Below are 12,445 nucleotides of genomic sequence, written 5' to 3'. Positions count from 1 at the left end.
CACAATAGCGGCTTCCATCACAGCGACCATCGCGAGCACACCATGGCCTTTGCCGACAACCTCAAGCAACTTCCCTCCATCGCCCATGTCGCCGAGCTACAGCTGATCGACTCCGACGGCAAGCTTGCCGCAAGCATTCCGAATGCGCCTGGAAAGGCCGGCTCTGTCACGGTCTACAGCGCCCTCTACGCAAAACATGGCAGCATCAATGTCGCCGCCGCCGAAGAGGGTCTGCAGCTGTTTGCAGAGCACACCGAAGACGCCAAGGCACGCCCAGGCGCTCACCCCAATATCGATCGACTGCTGGAGGTGATTGCAAGCGGCAAGGGTTATGCCGTAACGGTGATTGCAGCCTGAGCGTATTCAGGCCCTTTCCCGGTTAGAAAGGCTTGACCTTCTTGCCTTGCTTTCTAGCGCCTGAGGCAGAAGGTATTCGGGGTCCGCACGCTGAACGCGGTTGCGCCCGGCGCTCTTGCCTCGATAAAGAGCGGCATCGGCCTGCTGCAGCGTGCTGTCAAATGCCTGAGAAGTGATGAACGGATTGGAAACACCAATCGTCGCCGTGCAAGTGACAGAGCCGTGCAGGCTGATGCCAGGTATCGCGATTTCCGCAATTGCCGCACGTATTCTTTCGGCCAGTTGCAGAACTTCATCCCCCTTCAGGCCAGGGCAAAGAACCAGAAACTCCTCGCCACCCAGACGACATTTCAGATCACTCCTGCGCGTGCTTTGCTGAATCGCTTCTGCCACGCGACACAGCACGTTGTCGCCAAACTGGTGCCCATAGTTGTCGTTGATGCGCTTGAAATGGTCAATGTCCACGATCAAGAGGTGGACCGGAGCGGCTTTCCTGACTGCAAAATGCGCCTCCAGCCCATCTAGCAAACCACGACGATTGAGTAGCTTGGTCAGCGGATCCTGCGCTGCCATGCTGCCGAGCTCGTCCGTCAAACGGCGCAACGCCAGCCAGACAGCGCCTGGCGGAATCACCGTACCGAGGAAGGACATATAGATATAGAACACCATCTGGAAACGGCTGTTCATGTCCAAAGCCTGCAATCCCCCCTTCAGGATCAGCATGAACTTCATGGCATTGAGAACACATATGCCCGCGATCAGGATGGCAAACACCACCATCTCCACGGCCATATTCCTGGCAAAGCTGCGCGTTCCCCAAAGCAAAGTGATCGTCATGCAGAGAAACAGCAAAGTGCATGCCGCAGCCAACATGGCCTGGCGAGCCTCCAGACCAAGCGTAGACTGCACCAGCACCTGAGCCGCGCTGTAGGCCAGTGCCAAAATCAGCAACGGACGCCAGACCGGCGTCGGCCGATTGAAAAACCGCATCGCACCCACGACATACACTACCGGCGCGCAAAGCGTCAGCGTGTGATTGACGAGGCTCATCACACTCCAGCCAGGCTTGCCGCCCAGCAACTGCAATATATAGGCACAACCAAGCAGCAGATTGCCCAGCGCAAAGACCTCCATGCCCATTTTTCTGCCGGGCAGCCTGCGACTGATCAGCATGAACAGAACGCAAAAACACAACAGATGCACGCAGAGCATGCCAAGGATGACGGTCGCAACCATGAAATCGCTCATATCCGATAAAGCTAGGCCCCGCCTGGTCCAGGCAATGAGAACAGCCGGACCTGCGGATCAACAAAGCAGGTCTGGTCCAGGCTTTACTCAAGCCTTTCTCCCCACTCTTAAGTGTTGGCAACTCTAATGCCTTGCGCCGAGCCGATAATGTCAACGCCCGTCAGGGCCTGCCGGCGAATCTGAGCGACGCCTGGCGCACCACCTCCGGCAACTGCTGCACCCGGGCATAGCTCTCGCGCAGCCAGCTCGCATCGTTGCCGCCCTGCAGCACCTGGGTCAGCTCCTGCAAAGCGCTCTTGCCGGATGCCGGCGCATGACCGGTGATGCGCCCCAGCGTCTGCTCGATATGCTCGCGCAGCGGCAGTTGCTCGCTGGTGGCAGGGTCCACATAGGTGCCGTCCAGACCAAAGCGGCAGGCCTGGAAGCGGTTATAGGTATAGACCAGATAGTCGTCTTCGCTGGGTTCGAAGGGCTGCTCACTGAGGAACCAGGCGCCCAGTGCCTGAACATAGGCCGCCAGTTGCGCCGCGCGATGAATGGACAGCGGCGTATCGAAGACACGAACTTCCACAGTGCCGAACTCGGGCTTGGGACGGATATCCCAGTAAAAGTCCTTCATGCTGTGAATCACGCCCGTGGCAGCCATCTTGACAAAATAGCGCTCGAAGTCTTCCCAGTGCAAGGCAAATGGCGCACGCCCCGAGAGCGGAAATGCGAACACCGAGTTCAGGCGCGCGGAGTCAAACGCCGTGTCCTGCCCCTGCACAAAGGGGCTGGATGCGGACAGCGCAATGAAATGCGGGATATAGCGCGAGAGCCGGTGCAGCATCATCAGCGCATCATCGGCACTGGGACAGCCCACATGCACATGCTGGCCGAAGATGGTGAACTGCTTGGTCAGATAGCCGTACAGCGCCGTCAGTTCCTTGAAGCGCGGCTTGTCGTAAATGCGCTGCTGGTGCCATTGCTGAAACGGGTGCGTACCGCCGCCGGCCAGCGCAATATTGAGCCGGTCAGCCGCCTTGACCAGGGCATCGCGCGTGACCGCCAACTGCTCATACGCGTCCTGTGCATCGCTACAAATGCCGGTCGAGATTTCGATCATGCTGGCCGTCACCTCGGGAACGATGGAGCCCGGAACCTTAGCGTTCTTGAGCAGAGCCAGCATATCGGGCGCATAAGGCGTCATATCGTAGTGATGGGTGTTGAGCAGCTGCAGCTCCAGCTCCACGCCCAGCGTCAACGCCTTAGATGGCGCGAATTCGCCCAGACCATCGGTCGCTGCCGATTGAATGTGTTCGACTTCATGCGTCATGACGCCTCTCCCCTCTTTGCAAGGCTGCGCGGCCCACGCCGCGATGGGCATCGCCGCTGCGCCACAGCGCCGTGGCAGCCAGCAGCACACCCAGTACTTCACACAAGGCAATCATGGGCAAGGCAATGGCCGCGAGCTGCTGGGCCACGCTGGCATTGAAAGCAGTCCACTGCGACACCAGAGCAGAGACCATAAGCAGGGCCACACCCGAGAGCGCAAACTGTCCGCAGGCCACGGGCCATTGTCTGCGCCAGCCTATGGCCGTACCGTGCCCCAATAGCAAAACTGCAGAAAATTTACCGACTGCCCTTGCCAGTACGGCGCTAGCCACTACCGAAACAAGAGCGAACGACATGCCGACCTGGGCTGCCATACTGGCAACCAGTACAAACATCAGCAGATTGAGCATGGCATTGGCCGCCTGAAAGGCCTGGGGCCAGATCAATGGCATGGGACTGAGATTGCGCAGCATCAGCCCCGCTACCATAAAGCCCAGCGCGGCCGAACCACCCCATTGCTCTGCAAGCAGACAGACCGCAGTCATTGCCGCGAGCAGATAGAAGGCCGTGCTGTCGCTGCGCGATGACTGCCAACGCAACACCGGCCAAAAAGCGGCCGTGACCAGCAAGGCCCAGAACAGGGTCAGCAGCAGGCTGAGCAGCAAACGCCCCAGTCCCGCAGCCGAGAACTGCAGGCCGCCGCCCGCCGCAGCTGCGGCAGGAACAAATACTACCGTCAGCACCAGCGCCGCCAGCAGCGCCAGCAAGGTGCTGATGGTTGCCAGCAGCAGACTGCGATCCGTCACGGCACCGCTGGCACGCAAATCATCGGCAATGCGCAGCAGTACGGCCGGCGATGCTGCCATGGATATCACGCCGACGGCCAGCGCCACGGCCCAGCCCCAACCCAGCGCCAACAAGGCGGCGGTCACCACCACCAGAGTCAACAACGACTCGCCCAGGCTTTGCAGCAGCAGCCAGGGCTGACGCAGCAGCCAGGGAAGGGAAACCTGAGATGCAGCCAGCAACAGGCTCGCACCCACGGCCAGCTCCAGCAACAGCGCCGAACTGCCCTGCAGAGGCCAGGGCAGGTCACCAAACCCCACCCAGCCGGCCACCAGGCCGACCATGGTGTAGCCCAGCATGCGTGGATAGCCGGTAAAGCGATGAACCAGATGACCAAGCAAGGCGGCGGCCGAAACCAGCACGCACCAGCTCAGCAGCGGTGGAAAGCCGGCAGGCCAGATGCCCGCCTCCAGATTGCCGAACGGCATATAGCGCCCTCCTGTATCAAGACCCGGACAGTGCAACAAGTCGCGTCACCAGGGTTGGTGCAGGCAGCGTTGCGAAAGAGATGCGGTCAGCGCCGCGTGAAATCCCGGCCATGCGCCGGAATGCAACACCTGCTATTGCGCAACCAGCTCTTCACCCACAGGATCAAGGCGGCCGCCACGCACGCCCCAACTCCTGTTGAGATAACGACAGAAACCATCTCGGAGCGCTACAAACATCATAGAGCTCCTGCATCCAATGGCGTTACAGGGTGTCAGCCTTCCGACATTTCTGTGACCGAATGCATTGCTTGGTGCAGTTTTGCAAACCAGCGGATCATGAAAAACGCCGGGCTCAACTCTGCGTTGACCCGGCGTAGGCATGTATGGCAAAACTGCGCTGTCAGGCTGGCAGCTTGCCATCCTTCAGCAGCGCACCCACCAGCGCCACCCAGTAACGCATGCCCAGCGGCAGATTGGCGTCATTGAAGTCATACTTGGGATTGTGCAGCGATGCGCTGTCCTCGCCATTGCCCAGCCAGATATAGACGCCCGGGCATTCCTGCGCCATGAAGGCAAAGTCTTCCGAGGCCATGCTCGGCACCATATCGCGGCGCACCTTGCCCTCGCCCAGCACGCTGGTCAGCACCTCGGCGCAGACTTCCGCATGTTGGGGGTTGTTGATGGTCGCGGGGTAGCTGACGCGGTAGTCGAGATGGGCCTCCAGGCCGTGCAGCGCGCAGGTCGCGGCGATCGCATCGCGAAAACGCTGTTCGATGCGCGCACGCTGAGGCATGTCAAAGCAGCGCACGGTGCCACGCAGCTTGATGACTTCGGGCATCACGTTATAGGTATCGCCGGCGTTGAAGCTGGTTACGCTAAGCACGGCCGGCTTGTGAACCTCCTGCTCGCGCGCAATCAGCGCGGGAAGATGGGTCACCAGTTGGCAGGCAGCCAGCAGTGCGTCCTTGCCCAGATGGGGCATGGCGGCATGGCAACCCTTGCCGGTCAGCGTCAGGTCAAAGATGTCGAAGGCCGCCATCACGGCCGTGGAATGCACCGCTGCCGTTCCCACAGGCAGGCCCGGCCAGTTATGCATGCTGTAGACCGCGTCCATGGGGAAGCGCTTGAACAACCCGGCTTCGATCATGGCTCGCGCGCCACCTTCGTTTTCCTCGGCGGGCTGGAAGATGAAATGCACGGTCCCCGCAAAATCGGGCGCCGAGGCCAGAGCCTGGGCCGCCCCCAGCAACATGCTGGTATGGCCGTCATGGCCGCAGGCATGCATACGGCCGGCGTGCGTGGACGCATGCTCGCACTGGTTGAGCTCCGTCACATTCAACGCGTCCATATCGGCGCGCAGGCCGATGGAGGGGCCTGCGCCCATATTGCCCTTGAGCACGGCAACCACGCCCGTACCGGCCAGGCCGGTGTGCACTTCCAGACCAAAGCTCTTCAGCAGTTCGGCCACGCGTGCGCTGGTGCGGTGCTCCTGAAACGCGGTTTCGGGATGACGGTGAAAGTCATGGCGCCAGGCTTGCAGTTCCTGCTGGCCGGGCCACTTGATGGTGTTCATCATGGTCGTGCTCCGGCTTTACAGCGTATGGACAAAGGTCTGGGCGATCAGGGTCGCAGCCAGGAACACACCGGCATTGGCCAGCAGCGAAACCACGACGATGCGCCAGCCCAGACGGCGGAAGGCCGGGATGTCCTTGGCCAGCGACAGGCCCGCGAACGTCAGCATGGGCGTGATCATGGCCAGGAAGTTGACCTTGCCGGTGAGCGCAGCCACTTCGGCGGCATAAGGCGTGAGCGGGAATGTCATGGCCATGGCGATGAACGAGATCCAGCACACGGCAGGCAGCATGCGGCGCGTGCCGACGTAGATCAGATCACCGACAAACACGGCAGCAATGATGAGCAGCACGCCGGGCAGCGCATCCATCACCGGCACGCCATGGCCGATGCGGTTGCCGATCAGCACCATGGCGCCGACCAGGACCCAGGAAGCGAAGCGCATGCCCAGACCCAGCGCTGGCACCTGCGCCTGCTCTTCGTCCTTGGCTGCCGACAGATCCACGGCCTGCTCCACCACGGCCTGCTTGCGCTTGCGGCCCAGAATCGGCTCCAGCCATTGATAGGCGCGCAAGGCCAGGGGCAGCGAGATGAACAACGTCAGATAAGTGCCCACCGTCGTTGCGATCAGATTGGCGGCAGCGGCAAAAGTGGCGATCTGGTCGCTCATTTCGGGATGCTGGGCGGCGATCGCGCCCACGGCGGCGGCCGTCATGCTGCCCGAACCCACGCCGGCGCCCATGCCCAGGGCCAGCGGGTGGAAGATATTGAGGCTGGAGACAAAGCCGGCCAGCAGCGAGATGAAGATGGCGCCGATCAGAGTGCCCGTGATGTACTCGGCCAGCACTCCGCGGCCTTCGGGCGAATCCATGCCGAAACGCTCGCCGATGATGGCCAGGCCCGGTTCACGGCCGATGGAGAACGTCGCGCCAATCGCTTCGCGCTTGATCCCCAGCAGCAGCGCCACGGGCATGCCCAGGGCCACGCAACCGACCAAGTTGCCCAACTCCTGCAACACCAGTCCCCAGCCGACTTCCGCCAGCTTGGGCAGCGAACCACCGACCAGCAGGCCCAGCTTGGCAATGAACAGGAACAGCGCGCAGGACAGCACGGCGGCGGCCAGATTCTGGCTGTACAGGCTCAGTTGCAGCGGGCCGGGCATGCGCTTGCGCAGCAGACCCAGCACCAGGCCGATGAGCAGCGCCCAGATCATGGGCAGCAGCACCACCTTGCCCACGCCCAGCGAAATGGGCAGCGGCCCCAGCCACTCGGACAATGCCGCGATCACCAGCGCCAGCGCAAATACCTGCACCACGCTGCCCACATTCAACGCGGCCTTGGCCGGCTGCACCTCTGTACGCATCAACTTTCCTTGCGCACGACGGCCGCTGCCGACGCGCTGAAATAGCTTTGAACCCTGAAAATGGGCACGGCCAGCCCAAGCTGGCGCTCACCCATGCGGGCGCTGAATATAACAATGCATTTATTGCATACGCATTCTTTTTCTGTTCTAAAAAAGTGAACATACGTATGAATACAGATGTAATTTGGCGACGACAATCGCAGCATGCCCGCCTTTCAAGACTCCCGCGCCCGCTATCTGTTTGAAGCCGTCTACTGCGGCTCCGTTCGTGCCGCCGCCGAAAAACTGGGCATCGTGCCCTCGGCCGTCAGCCGCCAGATCAGCCTGCTCGAAGAGGAACTGGGCCTGGCCCTGCTGGAGCGCCATCGCAACGGCGTGGTACCCACCGAGGCCGGCCAGTTGCTGCTGGACTATCACCGCGAACACACGGCCCACCGCCACGACATGCTAGCCAAGGTCGATGCGCTGCGCGGGCTGCACAGCGGCAGTGTCAGCGTGGTCAGCGGCGAAGGCTTTGCACAGGAGCTGATAGACGGGCCGATACGCAATTTTCGCCAGCAATATCCGGGCGTCAGCATCTCGCTGGAAATCTACGGCACGACCGAGATCATGCGCCGGATTCGCGAGGACGCTGCCGAGATCGGCCTGGTCTACTACCCGCCCGCCGACAGCCATATCACCGCACGCGGTACGGCGCGCCAGCCCATGCACGCCATCGTCCACTCCCAGCACCCGCTGGCCAGCGCTGCCCAGACTTCGCTGCAGGAGCTCAGCCAATGGCCTATTGCCATGCTTCAAGGTGTGTATGGCATTCGCCAGCTCGTGGAATATGCCGAACGCAAGGACAAGATCCACCTCAGCCCCGCGCTGACCAGCAATCTCATCAGCGTGCTGCTGGCCTTTGTCACCAGCGGCCAGGGCGTGACCCTGCTGCCGCCCTGCTCCGTCACGGCCGAGCTGGCAAGCGGGCGCCTGCGCGCCATTCCCATTCACAACCCTGCATTTCAGGATGCGGAGATGCAGCTCATCACTCGCACCGGCCGCCATCTGTCCCCGGCCGCCAATCGCTTTTTGCTGTATTGCATGCAAGGCATGCAGGCGTTTCAGGAGCCATGAGCGGCGACCCGCAAGACTCCAGGTCAGGCCGCCTGAGCATGCTGAGGACGCCGCTGCACTTGCCTTAGACTGCACGCAGCATGCAAACCAGTATGGCTCTCACTCCCTCGCAACTGAGCGAATTCCTTCTCAACGTCGCCACCGTACGCCCCGTGTTCATCTGGGGGCCGCCAGGCATAGGAAAATCGGCACTGGTACAGAACTTTGCGCAAAGCGTGGGGCTTGATTGCGTGTCCCTGCTGGGCAGCCAGCTCGCTCCCGAGGACTTGCTGGGCGTGCCACAGATCATTGACGGCATAACCCGCTTCTGCCCGCCCGCCATGATTGCGCGCGAGCAGCCTTATTGCCTGTTCCTGGACGAACTCAACGCCTGCAGCCAGGATGTGCAAAAAGCCTTCTACAGCCTGATTCTGGAGCGCCGCGTGGGCGAGTACCTGATGCCCGAGGGCTCCATCGTGATTGCGGCTGGCAACCGCGCCCAGGATTCCGCGATTGTGCGCACCATGTCCTCGGCGCTGGTCAACCGCATGATTCACGTGCAACTCAAGGTCAGCGCCAGCGAGTGGCTGCAATGGGCGCAGCAAGCCCAGCTGCATGCCCTGGTGCTCGAATACCTGGCCCAGCGCCCCGATCACCTGTGGAGCCAGCCGCCCAAACATGAAGAGGCGTTTTCCACGCCGCGCTCCTGGCATATGCTCAGCGACGCCTTGCTCTCCTATGGCGATGCGCTGAACCTGCAGACGCTGGAAGCCCTGAGCAGCGGCTGCCTCACGCCCCAGCATGCGGCGCAGTTCAAGGCCTTCTACAAGCTGGCCGACGACCGTCACCGCCTGGACGCCATTTTCAAGGGTGACGCCAACTGGCCCCATGCTCCGCAGGACAGGGATGTGCTGTATTTCCTGGCCCAGGCCTTCCGTGCGCGTCTGCTCAAGATCCTGCCCGCCGACAAGCAGCAAAGTGGCGGCGAGCTGCAGCAGACCGTGCACCGCTCCAAGGCCATGCTCAAGGAGCTGGCCCAGATCAGCCTGGAAATGGCCCAAATCGTCACAGCCGAAAGCGACAGCCAGACCCTGCCCGCCTGGTATATGGTGGAAATCGTGCGCGACCTGCCACGCCTGGTGGAAGCGCGCGAAGCGGCCAGAGCCTGATGGCCAAGCCCCCAACGCGCGAAACGCCAGCCACCCAGGCCTATACGCAAGGCCTGGCCATGCTGCAGGCACATCCCATCTTTACCGAACTCAGCCGCAGCCTGGGCTTTGTGCGCAGCGCCCATTCCCAGTGTCCGGCCCATGGCTGGGCGCAGGCCAGCCTCAACCACCAGCGCTTTACCGGCCAGATCGACATCCACCCCAAGCGCATGGCCAGTCCCGAGGAATGGGCATATTGCCTTGGGCGGGCCACGCTCAGCTACGCGCTGGAGCTGTTTCAGCGCGACCGCAGCCACTGGGCGCAATGGAGCGCAGCCTGCGATGTGGTCACAGCCCGCTTCATCCAGACCATCAAGCTCGGACGTCCGCCCGAAGGCATGGAATTACCCGACGGACTGCCCCAGCGCGATGAGGCACAGTGGTACGTGCAGTTCTGCGAACAGGGCATACCCGACTGGGCGCAGGCGCTGAGTCTTGCCGGTCCCGGCCAGGGCGGCGCTCACCCCAGCCTGGCCTTGCCAGAGCAATGGCCTGAGCCCGCCTCATCCACCAGCAAGCCGCAGCCGTACTGGCGCAGGTACGGCAACTGGCCCGAAATGTTTGCTGCAGGCCTGGCTCGCTCCGTCACCCAATCCGTGGAAATGGCTGCGGGCGTGCGCCGCGAGTTTGGCCAGAGCCTGCCTGTCAGCAGCGCGCTGGACCGCGCACGCCACTGGTTCATGGACAGCTTTCCGCTGCTGGGCAGCATGGTCGCGGCGTTTGACATCATGGAGGACGCCAGCATCTGCGAGCGCGAGGACATTGCCGTCGCCGCGGTCGACGAGATGCTGCGCACCATCTACATCAACCCCGGCCCGCACCTGTCCGAGCTGGAGCTGCGTTTCGTCATCGCCCACGAAGTCCTGCACGTCGCCCTGCGCCATCTGCTGCGACGGCGCGGGCGCGAGCCGTTTCTCTGGAACGTGGCCTGCGACTTCGTCATCAACGACTGGCTGATTCAGATGGACGTGGGTCAGCCGCCGGGCATAGGCCTGCTCTACGACCCGGAGCTGCGCGGACTCAGCGCGGAAGAGGTCTACGACCGCATCGCGGGCGATCTGCGCCGCATGCGCAAGCTGCGCACCCTGGCCGGTGCCCAGGGCGACATGCTGGAGCGCAATGTGGGCGGCCAGCGCAGGGCTGGCGACTACACCGATATCGACGAGTTCTGTCGCACCCAGTTGGGCAAAGGCTTGCTGCGCCATGAGCAAGACGCACGCGGCCTGCTGCCTGCGGGGCTGATCGAGGAAATCCGCGCTCTGCTGCAGCCGCCGATTGACTGGCAGGTGGAGCTGGCGCGCTGGTTCGACCACCACTTTCCGCCCATAGAGACGCGGCGCAGCTATGCCCGCATCAGCCGCCGTCAAAGCGCCACGCCCGATATTCCCCGGCCCCGCATTCAGGCCGACAGCCGCTGGCTGGAAGGCCGTACCTTCGGCGTGCTGCTGGACACCTCGGGCTCCATGGAGCGCCATGTGCTGGCCAAGGCTCTGGGCGCCATCGCAAGCTACGCCGATGCCAAGGATGTGCCCGCAGTGCGCCTGATATGCTGCGACGCTGCCGCCTACGATCTGGGCTATCTGCCAGCCGCCGACATTGCCCAGCGCATCGCCCTCAAGGGCCGTGGCGGCACCGTGCTGCAACCGGGCGTGGATCTGCTGCTACAGGACGACGACTTTCCCAAGGACGGCCCCATCCTCATCATCACCGATGGTCAATGCGACCAGCTGCGCGTGCCGCGCGAGCATGCCTATCTGCTGCCGCCCGGCCGCAAGCTGCCGTTTCGCACGGCTGCGCCCATCTTTGTGATGGACTGAAACCAGCCAGGCTCATGCAGCGCATGCCGTCCATATCGGCGTGCAAAGGCCTCTCAATCCACACCTGGGCGACCCACTACTGCTTTGCGGCTAGGCTTGGTGCTTGTTATTTTGAAAGAAAGCCAATCCTTGAGCACGACGACTTTGCCCTCTTGCCCCCAATGCGGCCTGAACAATACCTACCCCGATGGCGATCTGCTGATCTGCCCCGACTGTGCCCATGAATGGTCGGCCCATGCAGAAGTCATTGCCGATGAAGACAATGGCCCCCGCATCATCAAGGATGCCAACGGCACGCCGCTGGCCGACGGCGACAGCGTGCTGCTGGTCAAGGACCTGAAGGTCAAAGGCTCCTCGACCGTCATCAAAAAAGGCACCAAGATCAAAGGCATTCGCCTGGTCTATGACAACGGCGACCATGACGTGGACTGCAAGACTGATCAGGGTCCATTCATTCTCAAATCCGAGTTTCTGAAAAAGGCCTGAGGCTGCACTCCTCATCGCTGAACCCACCGATCCCCCCACGCCCGGAGCCATGCCGGGCGTATGCCCAAGCACGATGTGGCAGCTCAAAAGCTCTGGCAGCCCGCTTGTGCAAATAGAAGCCCAACTGGCGCCTTCCCCCATATCCAAAGCGCTGGCCGTTATCAAAAAGACATACTCAGCCACATTCGCTATCCGCAAATGAAACGGGGGTCCGACCCCGTGCAAGTGGAGCATGGCTCTCGATGGCGCACGCCATCGCCGCGCAAAACTGCAGCATCTTCCGCTGCCTTGCCGCAGCAAGGCCGACCCTAAGGCTTACCCTCGGATGTCATGATCTGGCAACTGAATTGCGGCATGCGTTAAGTCCATTCAGGGCAGCAGCCCTACATTGCCCCCTCGAACACCTTGATTTCTGCCCCCGCAGAGGTCAAGACAGGCTGATGCATACCTGTGCGCAGCCAGGTCCAGGCCATGAAGGGCAATAGCAGGAAATGAACCGGGAACTCGAAGGCAAGCAATCCAATCACTGGTCACAACCACAGTCTCCGCCGTGACCTCGTGAGTTCCAGGCAGCAAGACTTGGCAGCCTGTGCACCACGGCTTGATGCTGTGGGCCTCTGCGCAGTTCCCCCTGTATTCAAGACAACAACAAAAGCCCGGCATAGCCCTAGCACAGCGGCTTGCAGCGTCTACGTCGTGATGCTGCAAGAC

10 protein-coding genes are annotated in these 12,445 nt (G+C 62.0%); 5 read left to right on the top strand and 5 right to left on the bottom strand.

Features of this window, described 5'->3' with window-relative positions; all coding sequences use genetic code 11:
• The first annotated feature begins 42 nt into the window (after positions 1–42).
• On the top strand, positions 43–357 hold the full coding sequence (locus AAIL67_RS21885; RefSeq protein WP_343484889.1) for a DUF2322 family protein: 315 nt from the start codon (positions 43–45) through the stop codon (positions 355–357).
• Positions 358–363: 6 nt separating this feature from the next.
• On the opposite strand, the gene AAIL67_RS21880 is transcribed toward AAIL67_RS21885, so the two are convergent.
• The 5 genes from AAIL67_RS21880 to AAIL67_RS21860 all read right to left on the bottom strand — a co-directional run bounded on the left by AAIL67_RS21880 (position 364) and on the right by AAIL67_RS21860 (position 7,128).
• Entirely contained in the window at positions 364–1,593 is a 1,230-nt protein-coding gene (locus tag AAIL67_RS21880) for a GGDEF domain-containing protein (RefSeq protein WP_343484928.1), read from the bottom strand.
• A 172-nt stretch (positions 1,594–1,765) separates the two neighbouring features.
• Positions 1,766–2,920: a YbdK family carboxylate-amine ligase gene (locus AAIL67_RS21875; protein WP_343484888.1), complete on the bottom strand. Its 1,155-nt coding sequence runs from the start codon at positions 2,918–2,920 to the stop codon at positions 1,766–1,768.
• Positions 2,910–4,193, bottom strand: coding sequence for a cation:proton antiporter (locus AAIL67_RS21870; protein ID WP_343484887.1), 1,284 nt, complete (start codon positions 4,191–4,193; stop codon positions 2,910–2,912). Before AAIL67_RS21870 ends, AAIL67_RS21875 begins: the two co-directional genes overlap by 11 nt.
• A 400-nt stretch (positions 4,194–4,593) precedes the next feature.
• Positions 4,594–5,769 carry a M20 aminoacylase family protein gene (locus AAIL67_RS21865; protein WP_046462437.1) on the bottom strand — a complete coding sequence of 392 codons (1,176 nt, stop codon included), beginning with the start codon at positions 5,767–5,769 and terminating at the stop codon, positions 4,594–4,596.
• Positions 5,770–5,784: 15 nt separating this feature from the next.
• Complete coding sequence (locus AAIL67_RS21860; protein WP_012838321.1) at positions 5,785–7,128, bottom strand: DUF3100 domain-containing protein; 1,344 nt, start codon at positions 7,126–7,128, stop codon at positions 5,785–5,787.
• Between the two features lie 204 nt (positions 7,129–7,332).
• Between AAIL67_RS21860 and AAIL67_RS21855 the strand changes: the two genes are divergently transcribed.
• The 4 genes from AAIL67_RS21855 to AAIL67_RS21840 all read left to right on the top strand — a co-directional run bounded on the left by AAIL67_RS21855 (position 7,333) and on the right by AAIL67_RS21840 (position 11,734).
• Complete coding sequence (locus tag AAIL67_RS21855; RefSeq protein ID WP_034355889.1) at positions 7,333–8,244, top strand: LysR family transcriptional regulator; 912 nt, start codon at positions 7,333–7,335, stop codon at positions 8,242–8,244.
• 92 nt (positions 8,245–8,336) lie between these two features.
• Positions 8,337–9,392, top strand: a complete 1,056-nt coding sequence (locus tag AAIL67_RS21850) for a MoxR family ATPase (protein ID WP_343484886.1) — start codon at positions 8,337–8,339, stop codon at positions 9,390–9,392.
• Positions 9,392–11,248, top strand: a complete 1,857-nt coding sequence (locus AAIL67_RS21845) for a hypothetical protein (protein ID WP_343484885.1) — start codon at positions 9,392–9,394, stop codon at positions 11,246–11,248. Before AAIL67_RS21850 ends, AAIL67_RS21845 begins: the two co-directional genes overlap by 1 nt.
• 129 nt (positions 11,249–11,377) lie before the next feature.
• Positions 11,378–11,734: a zinc ribbon domain-containing protein YjdM gene (locus AAIL67_RS21840; protein WP_343484884.1), complete on the top strand. Its 357-nt coding sequence runs from the start codon at positions 11,378–11,380 to the stop codon at positions 11,732–11,734.
• Positions 11,735–12,445: the final 711 nt, after the last annotated feature.

The organism is Comamonas sp. A7-5 (genome assembly GCF_039581385.1).
In the GTDB taxonomy this organism is placed as follows: domain Bacteria; phylum Pseudomonadota; class Gammaproteobacteria; order Burkholderiales; family Burkholderiaceae_C; genus Comamonas; species Comamonas thiooxydans.
Note: the sequence above shows the minus strand (reverse complement) of the source record. Positions and strands in the feature narration are given on the sequence as shown.